The sequence below is a fragment of the Fusobacterium necrogenes genome (assembly GCF_900450765.1).
Taxonomy (GTDB): domain Bacteria; phylum Fusobacteriota; class Fusobacteriia; order Fusobacteriales; family Fusobacteriaceae; genus Fusobacterium_A; species Fusobacterium_A necrogenes.
Genome location: NZ_UGGU01000003.1, coordinates 931335 through 953634, shown reverse-complemented (window position 1 = coordinate 953634; position 22300 = coordinate 931335). Strand labels below are relative to the sequence as shown.

The following is a 22300-nucleotide window of genomic DNA, read 5'->3' as shown; positions in this document are numbered from 1 at the left end:
AAAGAGATTATTTCTATTTCTCATTTATTGACAATATGAGTATAAAATGCTAAACTTATGAAGGAAAACTTTGATTTTAAGGAGAGAGTTTTGAAAAAAGAGATTATAGACAAAATTCAAAATATAGCTGAAAGTTGTTTAGATTGTAAGCTATGTATGAAAGAGTGTGTGATGCTAAATGATTATACCTCTTCTCCAAAAGAACTGTTTCAGGAGTATATAAAAGAAGGTTATATGGAGATACCAAAGGAGATAGCATACTCTTGTAATATGTGTAACCAATGTACTATGGTTTGTCCAAAAGATTTAGATTTAAAAGATGTATTTATGGATATAAGAAAAGAGCATGTGAAAGCTAATGGTGGAATCTCTCCTATGAAAGGGCATAGAGCTGTTAGAGTACATCAATATTTAGGGTATACGAAATTTTTTAATACAACAGTAAAACCTGAAAAGAAAGTAAAATATCTATTTTATCCAGGATGTTCACTTTCTTCATATAGCCCTCAATATGTTGAAAAAATTTTTAAATATTTAAGTGAAAGATTTAATGGAGAAGTGGGTGTTCTTTTGACCTGCTGTGGGAAGCCTCTTAGAGATATGGGAGAAAAGGAAAAATTTCAAAAGAGATTAAAGAGTTCATTGGATAAATTTAAAGAGTTAGAGGTAGAAAAGATAGTAGTAGCATGTCAATCGTGCTATAAAGTTTTCTCAAAGTATGCAGAACAGGAGGTAATATCTCTGTGGGCACTTTTAGGAGAGATTGGAGTTCCAAAAGAGAGTGTCGGAATAGGGAAAAACTCAGATGTTGTTTTTAATATTCAAGACTCTTGTTCTACAAGAGATGTAGAGGAAATACATGAGGGAGTAAGAAAAATAATAAAAGAGTTAGGTTATAAAATAGAGGAATTAAAACACTCAAAGGGAAATACTAGATGTTGTGGCTTAGGAGGAATGGTAGCTCCATCAATGCCAACTTTGACAAAAGAAATTATAAAAAAAAGAAGTATAGAGAATACAACTGGCTATATGATTAGTTATTGTGGTGGTTGTAGAGAAGCAATGGAAAGAGGAGGATTAGACTCTTTACATATACTAGATTTAGTTTTTGGAGAGACATATTTAAAAAGAATGAAAAAAGTTCGTTTGATTTCACCAATTGAACAATGGTATAGAAGGTATCAGACTAAGAAATTATTAAATAGGTAGTGAAAAAAATAGGAGAATAGAGTGAAAAATTCTAAATCATGGAAAATAGTTTGTCTAGTTTTTATATTGATGGGAGTGTTTCTTCTAGCTAATAAATTTGGAGTATTTCATTATTTGAAAAATAGAGATGAACTTGAGATGATAATAAAAAATATGGGAGTACTAGCTCCTGTAACATATATAGTAATATATATTATACTTACATTGGGTTGTGTTTCTCCTGTTCCATTAGCAATAGTTGGTGGTGTAGTTTTTGGAGTATTCTTTGGAATACTCTATACAATTATAGGAGCAGGGATAGGATTATCATTGGCTTTTTTAATTGCTAGATATATAGCTAGAGATTTTATAGAGAAAAAATTTGGTCAAAGAGAGATATTTAAAAAAGTGGAAAGTGGAGTAAAAAATGATGGTTGGTTTATATTAGCTGTAACAAGGTTTCTGCCAATTTTTCCCTTTGGACTTCAAAATTATCTCTATGGTTTGACTTCTATTAAGTTTAGTTTGTATAGTATTTTATCAATTATATTTATTTTACCTGGAACAGTAGCTTTTATATTATTAGGTGGGGCTGTTGCCTCTGGAGATATACAAAAAGCTGTAAAAGTTTCATTGCTAGCTTCAATAATACTGTTTTGTTTGAGTGTAATTGCAAAGATAATAAAAAAAAAATTAGATAGAAGAACAAAATAATATTTAAAAATTTAAAATAAAATATAAGTAAGGAAAAGTGAGAAGATTTTATTAAGATTTAGTGAGATTTTCTCACTTTAGCATAAATAGGTAATTTTGGAGGGAGAGCGTGAAAAAAGCTTATAAATTATTTATCATTGGAGTATTGGGAATGACTATACTTGGTTGTAATAGCAAGGAGAAAAAAGAGGTTACCCTATATATGTGGGGGGGAGATGCTAAGATAAATAGTTATGTTCAGGATATAGCAGGAAACTATATAAAGGAGAGAGAGGGAATAGAATTAAAAGCTGTACCTGTTGTAAATATAAAAGATGTAGTAAATAAGCTTATAATTGAAAAGCAAGCTGGAAAAAATAGAGGAAGTGTGGATATTCTTTGGATAAATGGAGAGAATTTTAATGAGTTAAAGGAAGCTAACTTATTAGAAAAGGGAATATTAGCTAAGATAGAAAATAAAAAACTTATAAAAGAGAGTGCTACACTAAAAGATTTTGGTGTGGATATAGATGGAGATGAGGTTCCTTGGGGAGAAGCTCAATTTAATTTTATTTATGATGGAGAAAAAGGGAATATTCCATTTGATAGCTGGCAGAGTCTAAAAGAGTATGTAAAAAGAAATCCTGATAGATTTACCTACCCTGTTGTTTCTGATTTTACAGGAAGTGCCTTTGTGAGAAATATTGTAATTGATATATTAGGATATGACAATATTATGAAGATGAGTGATGAGGAGTTTAAAGAAAATTTACAAGTTGTATGGGACTATCTAAATGAGATAAAACCTTATTTGTGGAGAAAAGGAGAAACTTATCCAGAGTCAGAGGGAAAACTAGATTTACTCTATTCTACAGGGGAGATAGATATCACTATGGGATATACTATAAATAAGGTTAACTCTAAAATAGAAACAGGAGATTTTGTAAAGACATCAAGAAGTTTTTTATTGAAAAAAGGGACTTTGTTTAATAACCATTATTTAGCTATAGCAAAAACTTCTCAAAATAAAGAGGAGGCTTTAAAGATAATAGATGCTATGGTTTCTCCTCAACTTCAGTATGAAAAACAATTAGCAAAAAATTGGGGAGATTTTACAGTATTGGATATAGATAAGCTAGATGAAAAAGAGAGAGAAGGATTTATAAAATTAATAGAAAATCCAAATATACCCTCACTAAAAGAGTTACAAGAGAAAAGAGTATTAGAGCTATCTCCAACAAAACTTTTAATAATAGAGAAAGAGTGGCAGGAAAAAGTTGGAAAAAATTAGAAAAATAATTAAAATATTACCATTTTTAATATATATGTATCTTTTTTTCCTCTATGGTATCTACTATGTTGTAATGACCTCTTTTGGCTATAATAGAATAATAGGAAAGAATGGTTTTACATTAGAGTATTATAGAGAGTTAATTCTTTCGAGGGAGTTTTTAGAAAATTTAAGATATACTGTTAAAATTAATTTTTTTACAGGAGTAATATCTCTACTTTTAGCAGTAGTTTTTCTATATTTAATACACATAAATCGTAATAGCAAATATCTTGGAAAATTTTTTAAAAAAATATTAGAGTTTCCTGTGGGAGTTTCATATTTAACAGGGGCTTATGCCCTTGTACTTTTATTGTCAAGGGGAGGAGTGATAGGAAGCTATCTTGTTAAACTTGGAGTTATAGAGAGTATTAAAGAATTTCCAATTTTAATAAATGATAATTATGGAGTTGGAATTATACTGGGATATATCTGGAAGGTAGTTCCATTTATGGTAATGATGTGTATTCCTATGATGGTAGATATAGAGAGAAAATGGAGAGATTTAGGGACTCTTTATAATTTAACTGAGTATAATTTTTTTAAAAAGATAATCTTTCCTATGATATTACCAACTTTGTCTTTAAGTTTTTTTCTGGTATTGGCATATCTTTTTTCAGCTTTTGAGACTTCTTATATATTAGGAGTAACATATCCAAGAACTTTGTCAGTTCAGATGTATGAGTTATATAGAGAAGGGGACATAGAGTTACGAGGTAAGGTTATGGCAATAAATGTAATAGTAACTTTGATAGCTTTAACTATTTCCTTTATCTCATATTTAACTATGAAGTATCTAATGAAATTTAAAGAGAGGGAGTGGTAAAAATATTTAAGTTCAAAAATATCGTAACTACAATGTTATCAGGTATATTTTTATTACCAATGCTTTCCCTAATTCTTAGAACTGATATTAAGAGCTGGAGTCAAGCTTTACATATGCAAAGAATCTATGAAAGTATAGGGATAACCTTTTATATACTTATTTTGACTATAATTTTCAATATATTAATAGGGACACCAGTGGCATATACCCTTTCAAGAACTAAATCAAAGCTAGGAAAAGTATTAGAAATTTTAGTATTTCTTCCAATTATTTTCCCAGCAACTGTTAGTGTATTAGGAGTTCAATATAGATTTATTCAATTTGGACTGATTGAAACAACTCTGGGGGTAGCAATAGTACACACAGTGATGACGCTACCATACTATATTTTAAGTATGAAGAGTGGTTATACTACAATTAGTGATAATTATTTTAAATTGGGAAAAGTTATGGGAGTAAATGAAAAGCAGATATTTTTTAAGATAACACTTCCTATGCTAAAAAAGTCATTTATAGTTGGAGTAGCTATGATAATAATGGTTTCATTGGTACAATATTTGACTACATTTATTATAGGGGGGAGTGAAGTGATGACTCTTCCTATAATGCTTATGCCATATATGGTAGATGGTGGAAGTAAGATGGGAGCTGTATATAGTATTATTTATATACTCGTTACTTTTATATCAGTAGTTTTGGCAAAAAGTATAATAAATCTATTATGGAGAGATAGGAATGTTAGAAGTAAAAATTAAGGAGAAGAATTATAGAAGTTTTGCTTTAGAAGGAATAGAATTTGAAATAGAAAAAGGAGAGTTTATCTGTTTACTTGGAAAGTCAGGCTCAGGAAAGTCCACACTTTTAAAAATAGTAGCTGGATTGGATCAGGATTATAAGGGAGAAGTAAATTTAGAAAATGAGGATATTGAAAGTGCTAGAAAGAGTGGAAAGATATCTATGGTATTTCAAGAAGACCTTCTTCTCCCACATCTTGATGTATTTGAAAATATCGCTTTTGGACTGAGAATAGCTAAGTGTAATAGTGATGAAATTAGAAGAAGAGTAGAAGAGATTTTAAAAAAATTGGAGCTTGAAGATAAAAAATATAAGTATCCAAATGAATTAAGTGGAGGAGAAAGACAAAGGGTTTCTATAGGAAGAGCTCTTGTTACAGAGCCGAAACTTTTACTGATGGACGAACCATTTTCAGCTCTTGATTATAATTTAAAGAAAGCTATGCAAAAATTAGTAAAAAATTTACAAAAGGAGTTAAGGGTTACTACTCTATTTATTACCCATGATAGAGATGAGGCTTTCACATTAGGAGATAGGCTTGGAATTATGGAAAATGGAAAATTAATTGCATTAGATAGAGGAGAAAAACTGTTTAATTGTCCTAAAACCCTGTATGTTGCAAAAGTTTTAGGGATAGAGAATATATTTTTAAAGGAAAAGTTTGAAAAAATATTTAATTATAAGAGTGAAGTTACTACTAAATATTTAGGTATAAGTGGACAGGATATAAAGATTGCAGAAAATGGTAAAACTCAAGGAAAAGTAGTAGATATGAGTTTTAGTATGGGAAGATACATAGTTGAGATTGAAGTGAAAGATGAGAAAATTAATTGTATTACCAATGTAAGATTAGAGATTGGAGATATGGTTTTTATAGATTTTGAAGAAAAAAATATAAAAGGGATAGAGGATTAGATGTTAGATACTCATTGTAGAAAATATGTTCAGCCAGTTATAAAAATAGGGGCACAATTTTTTTTAAGACTTGGATTCACAGCTAATGGAGTAACTATTTTGGCTATGCTCATAGGAGTTAGTAGTGGAGTTTTTACCTATCTCGGTTATAACTATATAGGAGTTTTAGTTCTTTGGCTATCGGGATACTTAGATGCTGTAGATGGAACAATTGCAAGAGAAACAAATTCAAGCTCAGGTTTTGGAACAATTATGGATATAACCTTTGATAGAATAGTAGAGTCTGGAATAATAATAGGGGTTGCTTCAAGATATAGAGAGTTAAGCTATTCAGCTATGTTACTATCAATTAGTATAATAATAGCTATGACAATATTTTTAACCACAGGTTCTTTAACAGATAAAAAAAGTGAGAAAAGTTTCTATTATCAAGCTGGTTTAGCTGAGAGAACAGAGGGATTTGTGATGTTTAGCTTAATTATTCTATTAAAAGAGAAGGCTGAGATTGTAATATATATCTTTACTATTATGATAGTTATTACAATTTTTCAGAGATTTTTAGAAGCTAAAAGAATAGTAAAATAAAAATAACTATTTAGATAGAGAAGATAGTTTAAAGAAAACTCAAAGAATTGTGTAATTTATGGAGAGAAGTTAGATTAACTCAGCGAAATCGAACGCTAAAAAACACAACTGTTTGAACGAAGTGAGTTTTGTGTTTTTAGTGAGATAAGCCATAGTTAATCAACTTCTTGAAATATGGAACAATTCTTAGTTTTCTTTTTAAATCACAAATATCTGAATAGTTATTAATTTATTTGATAAAAGTTTTTATTAAACCTAAGCTTAAAATAATAGCAAGGGCTAATATAATTATAAAATATGAAAAAATAATTGTTGTATTGAAAAAAATAATAAAACCTATGGTTATGATATCAAGTACAATAAGTATGAGAAAAATCCTTTTCTTAGTGGGTAGATAAGCTACTATCTTGATAACAAGAAGAACTGTTATCAAGATAAGTAGATATCTATCTAAGTCCATTTTATTCCAGATTGAGTTTCTATAAGTTAAAGACCTCATTACCCCCATTTTTTTATCTGAAAGATATGTCAGAATCGTACCAATCAAAAAAATTATAAATTGTAAGAGTGAAAAAGTAGAATATATTATTTTTTTCATATTATTTACCAGCAGGAATACCTGTCTCTATAGGATTAGGCTCATTACTAGTATTTCCACTCCACTCGTTCCAACCACCATCATATAAAGAGATATTTTCTATTCCCATTACATCAGCATAAAATAAAACTTCAGAAGCTCTCCAACCTGTACCACAGTAGAAAGATAATCTTTTATCAGGAGTGATATCCCATTCTTTCCACATTTGTAATACTTCATAGGCATTTCTCATAGTATTATCAGGATTTCTATAATCATCTAAGTTGGAACTATTTGTTCCAGCATGTCCCCATACAGCTCCAGCAGGACGACCTTTAGGCTCGATATAATCATATCCAGAAGTTTTTCCTATAAATTCATCCCATGCTCTATTATCTACAAGTCTACTTCCAGTTTTATCAGCTAAAATCTCTCTTGCTCCCTCTAAATCAATGATATAATCTCTGTTAAGAGGTTTATCAGTACCAAAATTATCCACAGGAGTAGCTTTGTTCACTGTAGTTTCTACAGGATAGCCAGCATTTATCCATTTTTGAGTACCACCATTTAGAAGTCTAACATCTTTTACTCCTAAATATTTTAAAATAACTGCAAATCTAGAAGCAGGCATAGAATCAGCACCATAAACTACAATAGTTGTATCAATAGTTATTCCATTATTTTTAGCTAATTCAATTAGCTCTTCATCAGATTTTCTATTCCAAAGAGGACCCTCTTCAATGTGGTCAGTGTTTACATGAATAGCTCCTGGAATATGTCCTTTTAAGTAATCTGGAGAAGCTTTTTCATCTCCCCAAGATACCTCAAATATTTTATAGTTATTGATACCATTTTTTCCATCTATTAGATTTTTTACCCAGTAAGGAGGAACTAACATTTGATAGTTTTTATAACTTTCCAAAGTTTTTCCAGAGTTTATCCAATCTGAGATATTATATAGATAGATATTTTTATATCCTTTTTTATTCAAGTAATCAGCAACTTTTTTAGCATCTTTGTTATTATAGTCATAAAGAACTATATTTTTATTCTGTGTAATTCCCTTTGTCGTAAGTATTGAATCCAATCTCTCGGTTTTAGTATTTAACCAAGAAGAAGAGAAATCAAGAGCTAGAGGAATATGACCACCTTTTTCAATACCATCTAAACTCCAACCGTTGTAAGCATCATTTTCCCTAGTATCTACAACTACCCAATTAGAGTTAGGGATATTTTTTTCTAAATCTTGTGTTGAGATTACTGTATAGTTTTGTACTTCATTCTCTTTTTCTTTGAAACATCCAGATAAAGTAAAAATACTAATAAGTAAAATCGTAGAAAGTAATTTTTTCATAGTCTTCATTACAAGTACTCCTTTATATTATTATATTTTGCATTAGTTACATTATATCATAGATTTATGAAAAAATATAATAAAAAAGGAGAAACCTCTTATGTTTCTCCTTATTTCCTATACTCTTTCTGGTTTTACAACTAAGATATTTTTCTCATTTACATATGTAACAAATCCAGGCTTAGCTCCCTTAGGTTTGTTAATATATCTCTTTTGAGTATAATCTATACTTATCTTATCTCCAGTAAATCCCTTACTATAATAAGCAGCTATCTCTGCTCCTTTCATAAGTAGTTCATCATTTAGTTCATCACATTGAATAATAACATGAGAACCAGGAATATTTTTAGCATGTAACCAAATATCGTATTTATCAGCTACTTTAAAAGTAAGATTATCGTTTTCAGTATTATTTCTACCAAAAAGAATTCTATAATTTTTCCCTTCAATGATACCATAACCTATCTCTTTATTTTGCTTTTTATTTTTCTCCTTTTTATTTTGGATTTTTATATATCCTTGAGAAATGAGCTCTTCATGTATAATTTTTAAATTGCTTATATCATTACTAGTTTCAATAAAAAGATTAATACTATTTAGATAATTTAAATCTTCATTAATCTCTACAATTCTTTTAGCATTAACTTCAAGGCCTCTTTTTAATTTATTATACTTCTTATATATTTTTTCAAGATTTTCTTGAGGAGTCTTTTGTGGATCAAGAGGAATTTTTATTATAGTATCATTATAAAAATCGTAAGTTTCTACAAATGGCATACCTTTTTTTACGTTATAGATACAAGAAGCTAATATATCTCCTTTCTCCTTATATTTTTCATAGTCAGCTTTTTCCTCTTTCTCTTTGGCAAGTACATTTAATACTTTTTCAGTTTTTTTTATTCTTTTTAGAATATTATCAAGCAATTGTTTTTTTAAAGTTTCAAAGGTACTAGATAAGTTTTGCGATGAAATATAGTAATTTATAATCTCTCTAAATGAATTAAATTTTAAAATTTCGTCATATTTAGACAATGGAATTATATTCAACACAGTTGCTAAAACTATTTTTTGATTATTTAAATATATCTTTGGGGATATTTTTTTCTCTAAAATAGTTTTAAAATTTTCAAAAGAATCAATATTTTGTAAAAGTAATTTTCCAATTCCTTCTATATTTTTTAATAAAGTTCCTTTTTTTAAAAATGAATTGAAGCTGTCATTATCTACTTCTAAGGGGGATATTTTTTTTTCAATTATAGGTTGTTCATAAAGAATTCCTGGAAACATAGCTCTTAACCTATTTTGCTCTAATGAAAATCTTTTTAATAAATCAATAATTTTGTTGTTTCCATCAGTAAGAATAAAATTAGAGTATTTTCCCATTATTTCAAAGTAGATACTATAGTTTTTTATTTCACCTAACTCATTTATCTTAGAAAACTTAAACTGTAATATTCTATCGAATCCAAGTTGGACTACATCTATTAGCATAGCATTGAGTAGATGTTTTCTCATGTTAGCTACTATTCCAGTGTTATTTTCTAAAACTCCCTCTTTAGAATTTGTAATATAACAGATAGGAAAAGATGGGTTACAAGAGAAAACTAACTCTATTTTTCCAAAGTATATTGATAGAGAAGTTTCAGTATTTTTAGTAATTTTGTTTATCTTTTTTTCATAAAGATTCGATTTTAATTCCTCTTTTATTTTATTTAAAGATATTCCATCAATATAGAACATTTTTTGCTCCTTTTTTAGTCAGCTTTAATTCCTATTAAATTTTTAGCATCTAGGATATCTAATTCAATTATTTCACCAGTAGGTGCTTTTATTACAAAATTTTCATTTGAAGAAGTTTTCATTATTTCAACTATACTAAAATTTTCTATTCCATGCCCAGCAAAATAGTTTTGAACGATAGGAGTTCCTTTTATTTCGACAATAGAAACTTTCTCTCCTACATTAAAATCTACAATTGTAAGTGGTCTAAAATAATCAGTTTTTTGTTCTAATGCACCTAAGATAAGTTCAAAAATTTCAATAAAATGACTTAAATCTTTATCAGCAATATTTTCTGTAATACTGGACATTATCATTTTGTGATAATTATTATGGTAAGTAAGAGCTTTACTTCCTTTATCTGTTAAAGATACATATACTTTTCTTCTATCAGAATTAGAACGAACTCTAGCTATAAATCCTTTTTCAGTAAGCTTAGATACTGCTACTGTAGCAGTTCCCATAGTTATTCCAATTTTATCAGCTAACTCATTCATAGTAAGAGATTGCTCACCAATAGCTTCTATTAAATGCAATTCTGTGTGTGTTAAACACTTAATTCCTCTTTTAAGAGCCATATCTTCAGTTTTATAAAATAGTTTGTAAAAATCCTCTAATATTTCATTTACTTTACTAATATTTTCAGTCATAATAGTCATGTTTTAACCTCTCTTTAAATTTTCAATTCTTTCTTTATAATTACCAGAAAACACATAAGAACCAGCTACAAAGATATTAGCTCCAGCTTCTATACATTTTCCTATTGTTTTATCGGTTATACCACCATCCACCTGTATATCTATAGTTTCGTTTAAAGCCCTTACATCTTTAATTTTTTGCAAAGTACTTTCTATAAATTTTTGCCCTCCAAATCCAGGATTTACACTCATAACTAAAACCATATCTAAGTCATTGATAATATATTTTAAAATATCAATAGGAGTAGCTGGGTTTAACGAAACACCTACTTTTTTTCCAAAAGATTTAATCTGCTGGATAACTCTATGTAAATGTATAGTAGATTCAGCATGAACTACAATGATATCAGCTCCAGCTTTAACAAATTCTTCTATATATCTCTCAGGTTTATCTATCATCAAATGAACATCAAAAGTCAAGTTAGTTTTATCTCTGATAGCTTTTATGACTGGAGGACCAAAAGTAAGGTTAGGGACGAAATTACCATCCATCACATCTATATGTATGTAGTTAGCTCCAGCTTTATCTATAGCCATAATCTCTTCGCCTAACTTACTAAAGTCTGCTGATAATATTGAAGGAGCAATCTTTATATTACTCATATTTATTCCACCTCTCTTGTTTTAATTTTTCATAAACTTTTTTGTAAAACTCATATCGAGTTTTTATAATCTTACCATTTTCTACACAATTTTTTATAACACAATTCGGTTCATTTATATGAAGGCAGTCATTAAACTTACAATTTCCTTTATTTTTAAATTCTGGGAAAAGTGATATTAATTCTTGTGTATCTCTAATATTAGGCAATTCTATAGATGAAAATCCAGGAGTATCAGCAATATAACCACCATTAATTAATTCAAGTAGATTAGTATCTTTTGTAGTATGTTTTCCTTTTTTAAGCTTTTTACTTGTTTCACCTGTTTCTAGTTTCTTTTCATTTTGTAAAAGATTTATAATACTCGATTTTCCAACACCACTTGGTCCAGCAAAGGCTGTAATTTTATCTTTTAAAAATAATTTTAAATTTTCAATTCCTATATTTTCTTTTTGAGATATTAAGAAATAATTTATTCCAAGTTTTTCTAAGAATTTTAAGTTGTTTTGTAATTCTTTTATTTCATTATTACTTAATAAATCAATTTTATTAACTATAACGATAGGTTTGATTTTATAGAAAAAACTTCTAAGTAATAAAATATTTAATCTCTCATAATCTATACTTGGGTCCTTTCCAGCAAATTGTATTACAAGATGATCAATGTTAGCAACAAGCGGTCTTTCAAGAAAATTTTTTCTCTTTTCAATACTAATAATGTAATTATCTTTAGATATTTCTACAATATCTCCAACAACACAGTTAGATTTATTTTCTTTTCTTTTTAAAATTCCTCTTAATTTACATTCATAAATTTTTTCATTGACTTTTACATAATAAAATCCCTGTATTTTATTGATAACTCTTCCCTTAATTTCTATCCCTCCTAAGAAAACTTTAGTTATTGATTACAAGATCAACAGTAGAGCCAGCAGGTATTTTTTCATCAGCATTTATACTACTTTTTATTATAACATTTTTTTCTACTCCAGGTATAGAAGAAAATTCAATATTTCCTATTATAAGAGAATTTTTTGTAAGTATATCTAAAGCTTTATCGAAGGAAAGGCCAATTAAATCAGGCATTTTTATTTCAAAAACTTGTTCAGCACCATTTACTAAAAAAGATATTCTTTCACCTCTAGTTAAAAGAGTATCAGTATTAGGATCTGTAGCTAAAACAGAATTATAATTTCCTTGAGCTTTTACAGTAATAACTTTATCAATGATGAGACCTTTTTGTTCAGCTATAGATTTAGCATCAAGATAGTTCATTCCAATTAAATTAGGAACTTCTACAAGAGCTTTTCCTTTACTTACCCAAACTTTTATATTTCTATTTTTTTTTACTATAGAGTTAGCTTCAGGTTCCTGTAAAAAAATTTCACCAATAGGAAGGGCAGAAAACTCGTCTCCAATTTTTTCTATTTTTAGTTCATTCTTTTTTAAGATATCTTCAGCTTCTTTTAATGTATAAGATTTTAAATTCGGAATTTTATAAAATTTTTCATTAAAATATTTTATTAAAAATATCTCCATAAAAAAAAATATACTTAAAGCTAAAGCCAAAAATCCTGACAAAGAGATAAAAAATGTTTTTTTATTCATTACTCCTCCATTGAATTGTATATTTTATAATAATGATAATATCATAAGATACATAAAATATCAATAACTACTTGATAATTTCTAGAGTAAATGATAAAATATATCGTAATTGATTTTATTAAAATATAACTTGGTAAAGTTATGTTTTAAAAGGAGGAAATAGGGTGGAATATACTATAAAAACACTTTTAACGAGAAAGGAAGTGGAGAAAAGAATCAAAGAATTAGCAAAAGAGCTCGAAAAAGATTATCAAGGAAGAGAAATTTTAGTTATTGGGCTATTAAAAGGCTCTGTAATGTTTATGACAGATTTGATAAAAGAAATAAATTTGCCGATTGTGATTGATTTTATGAGTGTTTCTAGTTATTCTGGAACAACAAGTACAGGAGTAATTAATGTACTAAAAGATATAGATGTTGATGTAAAAGATAAAGAAGTTTTAATCATTGAAGATATAATAGATACTGGATTAACATTGAGTTATGTAAAAAAAATGTTGCAAAAGAGGGGGGCTAAAAGCTTAAAAATTTGTACTTTATTGGACAAGCCAAGTAGAAGAACTGCTGAAATAAAAGGAGATTATATAGGATTTAAAATTCCAGATGAATTTGTTGTAGGTTATGGATTAGACTATGATCAATACCATAGAAATTTGCCTTATATAGGTATTATTGTAAAAAAATAATTGGAGGAGAAAATGTCCTTTAAACATAAAAAGAAATTTGGGCAAAATTTTTTAACTGATCAAAAAGCAATATTAAGAAAAATTATGGAAGTATCCAATGTGCAAGCTGAAGATACTGTACTAGAGATAGGACCAGGGGAGGGGGCTTTGACTGCTCTACTTCTTGATACAGCCAAAAAAGTTGTAACTGTGGAGATAGATAGAGATTTAGAAAAAATCTTAAGAAAAAAATTTGATGAAAATCCTAAATATACTCTTGTAATGAACGATGTATTAGAAACTGACTTGAGAGCCTATGTAGGAGCTGGGACAAAGGTAGTTGCTAATATTCCATACTATATCACTTCACCTATAATCAATAAGCTTATAGAGAATAGAGATGTAATAGATGAGATATATATTATGGTTCAAAAAGAGGTAGCTGAAAGAGTTTGTGCTAAAAAGGGTAAGGAGAGAAGTGTTTTAACTCTTGCTGTGAAATATTATGGAGAGGCTGAATATCTATTCACTATCCCTAAGGAGTTCTTTACTCCTATTCCTAAGGTAGACTCTGCTTTTATGTCTATTAAACTTTACAAGGACAATAGATATATAAATCAAGTTGATGAGGATACTTTCTTTAAATATGTAAAAGCTGGTTTCTCAAATAAGAGAAAAAATCTATTAAATAACTTCTCTACTCTAGGATATTCTAAAGATGAGTTGAGAGTTATATTAGCTAAGGCAGAGATACCAGAAACAGAGAGAGCAGAAAATCTTTCAATAGAGGATTTTATAAGATTGATATTAATATTTGAAAATAAGTAATTAAAAAATCAAGAATAACCTTTTTCGTTATTCTTGAATTTTTATATAGAAGGTTTGGAGGAACTATGTTATCAAGCTATGAGTTTTTAATACAGAGTAGAAAAGAGGACATAGATTTTATCAATAAGGTAATAGAAGCTTATGAAGGAATAGGAGTAGTGAGAACAGTAGATGCCAATGCTGGTATTGTAAATGTAATCTCTACTGATGATTTCAAAGATTTTGTAAGGACTATTATAGAAGACTTAGATAAAAACTATGGAGTAGAGGCAAAAATAACAGAAGAGGGACCTTGGAAGGGCTCTCTATACATAAATAAAAAGTAACTAGGAGGAAAAATGGAAAAATTAGAAAAATTAATGCAATATATAATTGGAGAATTAGTAGATAATAACTCTGAAACAAGAATCACTTATGATGTAGTAGATGATACTGTTATATTCAAAGTAAGTGTAGCCCAAGGAGAGATGGGAAAAATAATAGGAAAGAATGGACTTACAGCTAATGCAATAAGAGGAGTTATGCAAGCAGCTGGAGTAAAAGATAAACTAAATGTAAATGTAGAGTTTTTAGACTAGGGGGTAGTATGGAGCTTTTAACAGTAGGAAAAATATCTGGAACTCACCATCTAAAAGGAGCAGTAAAGGTTGTATCTAATATTGAAAATATTGAGATACTATTAAATAATAGAATAGTAGTGGAAGTAGGGGAGAATAATCAAAGAATCCTTACAGTAAAATCTGCTTCTCATCTAGTGGGAAATAAGTGTGTATTAGAGTTTGAAGAGATAACTAACAAGACAGAAGCTGGAAATTTAAAAAATGGATTTATAAAAGTAAGAAGAGAGATATTAGGTGTTGGAGAAGATGAATACCTATTAAATGACTTACTAAATATGAAGGCGATAGATATAGATACTGAAGAAGAGTTAGGAACAGTAGTTGATATTTTTGAAACAGCTGCTCACGATATCTTAGTGATAGAGTCAGCTAAGTGTGAAGTTATGGTTCCAGATATAGATGAGTTTGTAAAGAAGATAGATTTTGATAAAAGAGTAATATATATCCATCTAATTGAAGGAATGAAAGAGGAAAAGGGAAAAAAATATCAACAAGATGATGGAATGGACGAGGAGTAATATGAAAATTAATATTCTTACTCTTTTTCCTGAGATGTTTTCAGGATTTAAAAGTGAAAGTATAATAGGAAAAGCTCTTGAAAAAAATCTTTTAGAGATAAATATTGTAAATATCAGAGATTTTTGTTATGACAAACATAAACAAGCTGATGATATGCCTTTTGGTGGAGGAGCTGGAATGGTTATAAAACCAGAGCCACTTTTTAGAGCTCTAGAAACTGTAAAGGGAAAGGTAATCTATACCACTCCTCAAGGCGTGAAATTTAATCAAAAACTTGCTATTGAGTTGGCTCAGGAAGAGGAGATAACTATCATAGCTGGACACTATGAGGGAATAGATGAGAGAGTAGTAGAGAGTAAAGTTGATTTGGAAGTTTCCATTGGGGATTTTGTTTTGACAGGGGGAGAGTTACCAGCTATGATGATGGCAGATTGTATAGCTAGACTTGTTCCTGGTGTAATCAAAAAAGAATCCTATGAGAATGACTCTTTTTTCAATGGACTTTTAGATTATCCTCACTATACAAGACCAGCTGAATATGAGGGGATGAAAGTTCCTGAAGTGTTACTTTCTGGACACCACAAGAATATAGAAACTTGGAGATTAAAGGAGAGTTTGAAAAGAACTTATCTAAGAAGAAGAGATCTACTTGTGGGAAGAGAGTTAAGCAAAGAGGAGAAAAAGCTTTTAGCTGAGATTAAAAGAGAGCTTGGAAAGGAAAAAAATGATATATAAGTTGGGAGAAAAAACTCCAAAAATAGGAGAGAATAACTATATAGCGGAGAATGCCACTGTAATAGGAGAGGTAGTTACAAATGAAAATGTATCTATCTGGTTTGGAGCTGTTGTGAGAGCTGATATGAGCAAGATTACTGTGGGAAGAGATTCTAATATTCAAGATAATTGTACAGTTCATGGAGATACTTCATATCCAGTAACTATAGGAGAGAGAGTAACTATTGGACACAACTGCATTATACATGGTTGTACTATTGGAGATAACTGTGTAATCGGTATGGGAAGTATACTTTTAAATGAAAGTGTAATTCCTAAAAACTGTCTAGTAGCTGCTGGTTCTGTTGTAACTCCAAAACTCCAAGCAGGAGAGGGGAGTTTAATAGCTGGATCTCCAGCAAGAGTAATTAGACCCTTGAATGAAGAAAACAAAGAGTATCTTTTACATGCCTATAAAGTTTATTTAGAAGATATAGACAAATATAAGGATTTAAAAAAGTTAAATAGGAGAGAAGATGAGAAATAAAGTTTATTTAGGATTAGTTCACTATCCTGTATATAATAAAAATAATAATGTAGTGTGTACGTCGGTTACAAACTTTGATATACACGATATTTCAAGAAGTTGTAGAACATATAATATAGCTGGGTATAGACTTATAGTTCCAGTAGATGCCCAAAAGATGTTGACTGAAAGAATAATTGGTTATTGGCAAGAAGGAACAGGAGGACAATTTAACAAAGATAGAGAAGATGCTTTTTCTATTACTAAAGTGATGAATAGTATAGAAGATACTATTGCTGAAATAGAAAAAAGAGAAGGGCAAAGACCTGTTATAATAGCTACTTCAGCTAGAGTTTTTTCTAATACAATAAAATATAAAGAGTTATCTAATAAGTTATTAGAAGATGATAAACCATATCTATTATTGTTTGGAACAGGATGGGGGCTTACAGATGAGGTAATGGATATGTCTGATTCTGTTCTTGAACCAATTAGAGCTAATACAGAGTATAATCATCTTTCTGTAAGAGCAGCAGTAGCTATCATATTAGACAGATTATTAGGAGAAAAATAACTCTTTTTGGAGGAACAATGAATAGAAATGAGATAAGAATAAAACCACAAGATGGTATCTTTAGAAAAATGGGTATAAAAAATGTAGATGTTACAGAGATTATATTTTCAGAAAGAAATAAAAAGATGAGATTTATATGTAATGTTCCTTCAGTTGATGAGTTAAATGAATTAGATGTCATCTATGAAAATATTAAGAAAAACTTTGGTAAAGAGTTAGAGGTAGATTTTACAGTAAGTTTTTCTGAAAATGATATAAGAAAAGAGCAATTAATAGAGATAGTAGAGAGAGCAATCATAAGATTGAAAGCTAGAAACGCTATCTCTAAATCTTTTTTATACCTATATAGAATAAGTATTGAAAATGAGAGCATCAATATTACTCTTGCTGAGCAGAGTGCTATTGATATTTTGAGAAGTTCTCAAATAGATGAGAAGCTAGAAACAATTCTAGAAAATTTTGGAATATATAATTTCAAGGTAAAGTTTGTATTGGGAGATTTCTCACAAGAGGTATCTAAAATAGAAGAGGAAAAACAAAAAGAGATCATCACTCTTTCAGCAAAGATTGATATGGAGAATAAAAAAATTGCTGAACAAAATTCTAATAAGCCAAAGGCTCAAGAAGTAGTTATAAAAAGTGCTAACTTCTCTAAAGGGGGAGGTTTTTCAGCTAATAAAGCTAAGGAGATTAAAGGAAGTTCTATTCCACTAGAGGAGTTTTTCGAACTCTATGATGATGATACTTGTGTAGTAGAGGGAGAGATCTTTGGAATGGAGTCTAGAGATATAAAAAATGATAGAGTAATTCAGACTATTAGAATAACTGATAACCATACCTCTCTTACTACAAAAATCTTCTTAGAAAAAGATAAACCTCTAGATATAAAAATTGGAGATTTTGTAAAGATAAATGGTAAAAAGCAAACTGATAGATTCTCTGATAATGAAGAGATAATAATGATAAACTCTATCAATAAGCTTGATAAGGTAAAGGAGGAAAAGGAGGATAAAGCTGAAGTAAAAATGGTAGAACTACACACTCACAGTAAGATGAGTGAGATGGTAGGGGTAACTGATATAGCTGATATTATAAAACAGGCTATAAAATTTGGACACTCTGCTGTGGCTATTACAGATTATGCTGTTGTACACTCTTTCCCATTTGCTTATAAAGCAGCTAAGGGAAAGGATATAAAACCTATACTTGGTTGTGAGATGTATATGGTAGACGATGAAGTTCTTATGGTAAGAAATCCTAAAGATGTACCTCTATTAGAAGAGAATTTTGTTGTATTCGACTTGGAAACTATGGGACTTAACTCTCATGAGCATGAGATAATAGAGATAGGAGCTGTAAAATTAAGAGGGAATAGAATAGTAGATAGATTTTCTCAACTTGTAAATCCTCAAAAACCTATACCGAAGAAAATTCAAGAATTGACAAATATAACTCAAGATATGGTAGATAATATGCCAACCATTGAAGAGGTACTGCCAAAGTTTATGGAATTTGTGGGAGATGCTACAATGGTAGCCCACAATGCAGCTTTCGACATGGGATTTATAAGAAGAGATGTAAAAAGACTTTTAGGATATGATTACACTCCAGCAATAATAGATACATTACAGATGGCAAGGGACTTATACCCAGACTTAAAAGGGTATGGACTGAAAAACTTAAATAAGGTATTGGGACTTTCATTGGAGAGCCACCACAGAGCTGTTGATGACTCACAAGCTACTGCTAATATGTTTATCATATTTATGGAGAGATATATAGAGAAGGGAGTCACTAATCTAAATGAGATAACAGGAGCTTTTCCAATAAACTATAAAAAACAGGATACCCACAATGTAATGGTACTAGTCCAAAATCTTGATGGATTAAAAAATATGTACAAGCTAGTTTCAGAAGCTCATATAGACTACTATGGAAATAAAAAACCTAGAATTTTAAAATCTCATCTGGAAAAATATAGAGAGGGGCTGATAGTAGGAAGCTCTATGACTGTACATTTTTCCAATGATGGAGAGCTTACAGATTACTATATGAGATATGACTATGAGAGTATCGAAAGAAGTATTGGTTTTTATGACTATATAGAATTACTCCCTAAGGGGGCTTACTCTGAAATTTACGAAGATGATGGAACAGGAAGTATCTCATCTTTTAAAGCTATTGAGGATATGAATAGATATTTTTACAACTTAGCTAAAGAGAGAGGTATTCTAGTTACAGCTAGCTCTAATGTACACTATCTAGATGAGAAAGATTATAAGATAAGAAGTATCCTACTATATGGAAGTGGAAATGTATTTAGAGCAAATCAATATAAGATAGATAATAAATTTTATTTTAGAACCACAGATGAGATGTTAGAAGAGTTTAGTTACTTGGGAAAGGATATAGCTCGTGAAATAGTTGTAACTAATACCAACCTAATAGCTGACAAGATAGAGAAGATAAAACCTGTACCAGATGGGTTTTATCCACCAAAGATAGACAATGCTGAGAATATAGTTAGAGAGATGACATATGAAAAAGCTTATAGAATATATGGAAATCCTCTTCCAGAGATAGTCAATGCTAGAATAGAAAGAGAGCTAAATGCTATCATTGGAAATGGATTCTCTGTACTTTATCTATCGGCACAAAAGCTTGTTAAAAAATCTTTAGATAGTGGATACTTAGTTGGTTCTAGAGGCTCTGTAGGGTCTTCATTAGTAGCTTTTATGATGGGAATAACTGAGGTTAATGCTCTATATCCTCACTATATCTGTACTAATCCAGAGTGTAAAAACTCTGAATTTATTGAGAGAGAGGGAGTAGGTATTGACTTACCAGAAAAAAATTGTCCTAAGTGTGGAAAACCATATAAAAGAGATGGATACTCTATACCATTTGAGGTCTTTATGGGATTTAATGGAGATAAGGTTCCAGATATTGATTTAAATTTTTCTGGGGAGTATCAATCAGAGATACATAGATATTGTGAGCAAATGTTTGGAAAAGAAAATGTATTTAAAGCTGGAACAATATCGACTCTTGCTGAGAAAAATGCGGAAGGTTATGTGAGAAAGTTTTATGAAGAACATGATATAAAAAATAATAAAGCAGAGATATTGAGACTTGCTAAAAAGTGTGAAGGAGCAAAAAAGACTACAGGTCAACATCCAGGTGGGATGGTAGTAGTACCTCATGATCATACTATATATGAATTTTGTCCTGTTCAAAAACCAGCTAATGATGAAAAAAATGATTCTATTACAACACATTTTGATTATCATGTGATGGATGAACAATTAGTAAAATTAGATATATTAGGACATGATGATCCAACTACAATAAAACTTTTGCAAGAATACACAGGAGTAGATATTTATTCTATTCCATTATCTGATCCAGATACATTAAAAATATTTTCAAGCACAGAATCTTTAGGTGTTACTTCAGAGCAAATAAACTCTGTAGTAGGGACTTTTGGAGTACCAGAGTTTGGGACTCCATTTGTGCGTCAGATGCTAATAGATACTATGCCTAAAACTTTTGCTGAGCTTGTAAGAATATCAGGGCTTTCTCATGGTACAGATGTATGGCTTAATAATGCTCAAGAGTTTATTAGAAAGAAACAAGCTACTCTTTCACAGGTAATTACAGTACGTGATGACATAATGAACTATCTTATTGATCAAGGAATAGAGAAAGGAACAGCTTTTAAAATAATGGAGTTTGTGAGAAAAGGTCAGCCTACTAAGAATCCAGAAGGGTGGAAAGTTTATTCAGATTTAATGAAAGAGCATAATGTAGCGGAATGGTATATAGAGTCTTGCAGGAGGATAAAATACATGTTTCCTAAAGGACATGCAGTTGCTTATGTTATGATGGCTATGAGAATAGCTTATTTCAAAGTACACTATCCGCTAGCTTTCTATGCTGCATATCTATCGAGAAAGGCTGAAGATTTTGATTATGAGATAATGGGAAATTCAAAGGTAGCTCAGTCTCATCTAGAAATTCTTTCTAAGGAAGCAAAATTAGATGTAAAGAAAAAAACTGAAATGGCTATATGTGAAATTATTGTAGAGATGTATGCTAGAGGTATAGAGTTTTTACCAATAGATATATACAGGTCCGAAGGAATAAAGTTTATTATTGAAGATGGAAAAATTAGAGTACCTCTTATAGCTCTTTCTGGGCTTGGAGGAGCAGTTATAGATAATATTATTAAAGAAAGAGAAGAAAGTAAATTTTTGTCATTTGAAGATTTTAAAAGAAGAACTAAAGCATCACAAACAACAATTGATAAATTAAAGACAATAAAGGCTATAGACTCATTGAATGAGACAAATCAAATCTCCCTTTTTTAGAAAAAATATTGAAAAATAGTTGTAAAATTAGAGATGTTGTGGTATAAAAGATAGTAGCGATACTTGTAATAATTGCTAAAAAGAATAAGGAGGATTATCAAATGACTAAAAAAGAGTTTGTAGATTTGTATTTTGAAAAAGGGGAATTCACAACTAAAGTTGATGCAGAAAAAAAAGCGATGGCATTTTTAGCAACAATAGAGGAGGTTTTAACAAAAGGAGATGAAATTTCTTTCTTAGGATTTGGAAAATTTGAAGTAACAGAAAGAGCTGCTAGAACTTGTAGAAATCCTCAAACTGGTGAAGAAATGAAAGTTGAAGCTAAAAAAGCTGTTAAATTTAAAGCAGGAAAATCTTTATCTGAAAAGGTAAATAAATAATTTTAAAAATTGTTACATAATAATATAAAACTCAGGAATGATGGAGCTTTGTAAAATTAAATGAGCAAGTAGAGAATAAATACTTAAATTCAGTATTTGAATTTTATTGTATAAATCTTACTTGCTCTTTATTATTTAGAGTAGATATATTCTT

Annotated in this window: 23 protein-coding genes; 17 read left to right on the top strand and 6 right to left on the bottom strand. The window is 29.7% G+C overall.

Translation table 11 applies throughout. From position 1 onward, the window contains the following. The first annotated feature begins 90 nt into the window (after positions 1-90). The 7 genes from DYA59_RS04780 to DYA59_RS04750 all read left to right on the top strand — a co-directional run bounded on the left by DYA59_RS04780 (position 91) and on the right by DYA59_RS04750 (position 6332). Positions 91-1209 carry a (Fe-S)-binding protein gene (locus DYA59_RS04780; protein WP_172606951.1) on the top strand — a complete coding sequence of 373 codons (1119 nt, stop codon included), beginning with the start codon at positions 91-93 and terminating at the stop codon, positions 1207-1209. Positions 1210-1230: 21 nt separating this feature from the next. Further along, entirely contained in the window at positions 1231-1902 is a 672-nt protein-coding gene (locus tag DYA59_RS04775; protein WP_245943716.1) for a TVP38/TMEM64 family protein, read from the top strand. A 109-nt stretch (positions 1903-2011) separates the two neighbouring features. Next, positions 2012-3172, top strand: a complete 1161-nt coding sequence (locus DYA59_RS04770; RefSeq protein WP_115269890.1) for an ABC transporter substrate-binding protein — start codon at positions 2012-2014, stop codon at positions 3170-3172. Further along, positions 3159-4037, top strand: coding sequence for an ABC transporter permease (locus DYA59_RS04765; protein WP_115269888.1), 879 nt, complete (start codon positions 3159-3161; stop codon positions 4035-4037). The genes DYA59_RS04770 and DYA59_RS04765 overlap by 14 nt, the downstream gene beginning before the upstream one ends. After that, on the top strand, positions 4031-4792 hold the full coding sequence (locus DYA59_RS04760) for an ABC transporter permease (protein ID WP_115269886.1): 762 nt from the start codon (positions 4031-4033) through the stop codon (positions 4790-4792). The genes DYA59_RS04765 and DYA59_RS04760 overlap by 7 nt, the downstream gene beginning before the upstream one ends. Further along, positions 4773-5747 carry an ABC transporter ATP-binding protein gene (locus DYA59_RS04755; RefSeq protein WP_115269884.1) on the top strand — a complete coding sequence of 325 codons (975 nt, stop codon included), beginning with the start codon at positions 4773-4775 and terminating at the stop codon, positions 5745-5747. Before DYA59_RS04760 ends, DYA59_RS04755 begins: the two co-directional genes overlap by 20 nt. After that, on the top strand, positions 5748-6332 hold the full coding sequence (locus tag DYA59_RS04750; protein ID WP_115269882.1) for a CDP-alcohol phosphatidyltransferase family protein: 585 nt from the start codon (positions 5748-5750) through the stop codon (positions 6330-6332). Positions 6333-6931: 599 nt separating this feature from the next. Here the strand turns inward: DYA59_RS04750 and DYA59_RS04745 are convergent. The 6 genes from DYA59_RS04745 to DYA59_RS04720 all read right to left on the bottom strand — a co-directional run bounded on the left by DYA59_RS04745 (position 6932) and on the right by DYA59_RS04720 (position 12950). After that, positions 6932-8272 carry a sulfurtransferase gene (locus DYA59_RS04745; RefSeq protein WP_115269880.1) on the bottom strand — a complete coding sequence of 447 codons (1341 nt, stop codon included), beginning with the start codon at positions 8270-8272 and terminating at the stop codon, positions 6932-6934. 108 nt (positions 8273-8380) lie between these two features. Further along, positions 8381-10003, bottom strand: a complete 1623-nt coding sequence (locus DYA59_RS04740; RefSeq protein WP_115269878.1) for an Rqc2 family fibronectin-binding protein — start codon at positions 10001-10003, stop codon at positions 8381-8383. A gap of 14 nt (positions 10004-10017) precedes the next feature. Beyond that, a complete protein-coding gene (locus DYA59_RS04735; RefSeq protein ID WP_115271488.1) occupies positions 10018-10692 on the bottom strand; it encodes a MarR family winged helix-turn-helix transcriptional regulator in 675 nt (224 codons plus the stop codon). Between the two features lie 12 nt (positions 10693-10704). Then, positions 10705-11343 (bottom strand): ribulose-phosphate 3-epimerase, encoded by a 639-nt coding sequence (gene rpe / locus DYA59_RS04730; protein WP_115269876.1) that lies wholly within the window; start codon positions 11341-11343, stop codon positions 10705-10707. Further along, positions 11336-12202 carry a ribosome small subunit-dependent GTPase A gene (rsgA, locus tag DYA59_RS04725; protein ID WP_147368832.1) on the bottom strand — a complete coding sequence of 289 codons (867 nt, stop codon included), beginning with the start codon at positions 12200-12202 and terminating at the stop codon, positions 11336-11338. The genes rpe and rsgA overlap by 8 nt, the downstream gene beginning before the upstream one ends. Before the next feature lie 37 nt (positions 12203-12239). Then, a complete protein-coding gene (locus DYA59_RS04720) occupies positions 12240-12950 on the bottom strand; it encodes a PASTA domain-containing protein (protein ID WP_115269873.1) in 711 nt (236 codons plus the stop codon). Between the two features lie 164 nt (positions 12951-13114). Here DYA59_RS04720 and hpt point away from each other — a divergent pair, with 164 nt between their 5' ends. The 10 genes from hpt to DYA59_RS04670 all read left to right on the top strand — a co-directional run bounded on the left by hpt (position 13115) and on the right by DYA59_RS04670 (position 22146). Next, positions 13115-13636, top strand: coding sequence for a hypoxanthine phosphoribosyltransferase (gene hpt / locus DYA59_RS04715; RefSeq protein ID WP_115269871.1), 522 nt, complete (start codon positions 13115-13117; stop codon positions 13634-13636). 12 nt (positions 13637-13648) lie between these two features. Then, entirely contained in the window at positions 13649-14443 is a 795-nt protein-coding gene (gene rsmA, locus DYA59_RS04710; RefSeq protein ID WP_115269869.1) for a 16S rRNA (adenine(1518)-N(6)/adenine(1519)-N(6))-dimethyltransferase RsmA, read from the top strand. A gap of 65 nt (positions 14444-14508) precedes the next feature. After that, a complete protein-coding gene (locus DYA59_RS04705) occupies positions 14509-14769 on the top strand; it encodes a DUF4911 domain-containing protein (RefSeq protein ID WP_005887244.1) in 261 nt (86 codons plus the stop codon). Between the two features lie 12 nt (positions 14770-14781). Beyond that, on the top strand, positions 14782-15021 hold the full coding sequence (locus DYA59_RS04700) for a KH domain-containing protein (protein WP_005887246.1): 240 nt from the start codon (positions 14782-14784) through the stop codon (positions 15019-15021). Positions 15022-15029: 8 nt separating this feature from the next. Continuing rightward, positions 15030-15581: a ribosome maturation factor RimM gene (gene rimM / locus DYA59_RS04695; RefSeq protein WP_005887248.1), complete on the top strand. Its 552-nt coding sequence runs from the start codon at positions 15030-15032 to the stop codon at positions 15579-15581. 1 nt (position 15582) lies between these two features. After that, entirely contained in the window at positions 15583-16317 is a 735-nt protein-coding gene (gene trmD, locus DYA59_RS04690) for a tRNA (guanosine(37)-N1)-methyltransferase TrmD (RefSeq protein WP_115269867.1), read from the top strand. After that, entirely contained in the window at positions 16307-16843 is a 537-nt protein-coding gene (locus DYA59_RS04685) for a gamma carbonic anhydrase family protein (protein ID WP_115271486.1), read from the top strand. Before trmD ends, DYA59_RS04685 begins: the two co-directional genes overlap by 11 nt. Then, entirely contained in the window at positions 16833-17396 is a 564-nt protein-coding gene (locus tag DYA59_RS04680; RefSeq protein WP_115269865.1) for an RNA methyltransferase, read from the top strand. The genes DYA59_RS04685 and DYA59_RS04680 overlap by 11 nt, the downstream gene beginning before the upstream one ends. 17 nt (positions 17397-17413) lie before the next feature. Continuing rightward, complete coding sequence (locus DYA59_RS04675) at positions 17414-21766, top strand: PolC-type DNA polymerase III (RefSeq protein WP_115269863.1); 4353 nt, start codon at positions 17414-17416, stop codon at positions 21764-21766. Positions 21767-21867: 101 nt separating this feature from the next. After that, positions 21868-22146: an HU family DNA-binding protein gene (locus tag DYA59_RS04670; RefSeq protein ID WP_115269861.1), complete on the top strand. Its 279-nt coding sequence runs from the start codon at positions 21868-21870 to the stop codon at positions 22144-22146. Positions 22147-22300: the final 154 nt, after the last annotated feature.

What these genes read in the sequence shown, in the direction of transcription:
- DYA59_RS04755 (WP_115269884.1), top strand. Translation starts at nt 4,773, where the DNA reads ATGTTAGAAGTAAAAATTAAGGAGAAGAATTATAGAAGTTTTGCTTTA.
- DYA59_RS04750 (WP_115269882.1), top strand. Translation starts at nt 5,748, where the DNA reads ATGTTAGATACTCATTGTAGAAAATATGTTCAGCCAGTTATAAAAATA.
- DYA59_RS04745 (WP_115269880.1), bottom strand. Translation starts at nt 8,272, where the DNA reads ATGAAGACTATGAAAAAATTACTTTCTACGATTTTACTTATTAGTATT.
- DYA59_RS04740 (WP_115269878.1), bottom strand. Translation starts at nt 10,003, where the DNA reads ATGTTCTATATTGATGGAATATCTTTAAATAAAATAAAAGAGGAATTA.
- DYA59_RS04735 (WP_115271488.1), bottom strand. Translation starts at nt 10,692, where the DNA reads ATGACTGAAAATATTAGTAAAGTAAATGAAATATTAGAGGATTTTTAC.
- rpe (WP_115269876.1), bottom strand. Translation starts at nt 11,343, where the DNA reads ATGAGTAATATAAAGATTGCTCCTTCAATATTATCAGCAGACTTTAGT.
- DYA59_RS04720 (WP_115269873.1), bottom strand. Translation starts at nt 12,950, where the DNA reads ATGAATAAAAAAACATTTTTTATCTCTTTGTCAGGATTTTTGGCTTTA.
- rsmA (WP_115269869.1), top strand. Translation starts at nt 13,649, where the DNA reads ATGTCCTTTAAACATAAAAAGAAATTTGGGCAAAATTTTTTAACTGAT.
- DYA59_RS04705 (WP_005887244.1), top strand. Translation starts at nt 14,509, where the DNA reads ATGTTATCAAGCTATGAGTTTTTAATACAGAGTAGAAAAGAGGACATA.
- DYA59_RS04700 (WP_005887246.1), top strand. Translation starts at nt 14,782, where the DNA reads ATGGAAAAATTAGAAAAATTAATGCAATATATAATTGGAGAATTAGTA.
- rimM (WP_005887248.1), top strand. Translation starts at nt 15,030, where the DNA reads ATGGAGCTTTTAACAGTAGGAAAAATATCTGGAACTCACCATCTAAAA.
- trmD (WP_115269867.1), top strand. Translation starts at nt 15,583, where the DNA reads ATGAAAATTAATATTCTTACTCTTTTTCCTGAGATGTTTTCAGGATTT.
- DYA59_RS04685 (WP_115271486.1), top strand. Translation starts at nt 16,307, where the DNA reads ATGATATATAAGTTGGGAGAAAAAACTCCAAAAATAGGAGAGAATAAC.
- DYA59_RS04680 (WP_115269865.1), top strand. Translation starts at nt 16,833, where the DNA reads ATGAGAAATAAAGTTTATTTAGGATTAGTTCACTATCCTGTATATAAT.
- DYA59_RS04675 (WP_115269863.1), top strand. Translation starts at nt 17,414, where the DNA reads ATGAATAGAAATGAGATAAGAATAAAACCACAAGATGGTATCTTTAGA.
- DYA59_RS04670 (WP_115269861.1), top strand. Translation starts at nt 21,868, where the DNA reads ATGACTAAAAAAGAGTTTGTAGATTTGTATTTTGAAAAAGGGGAATTC.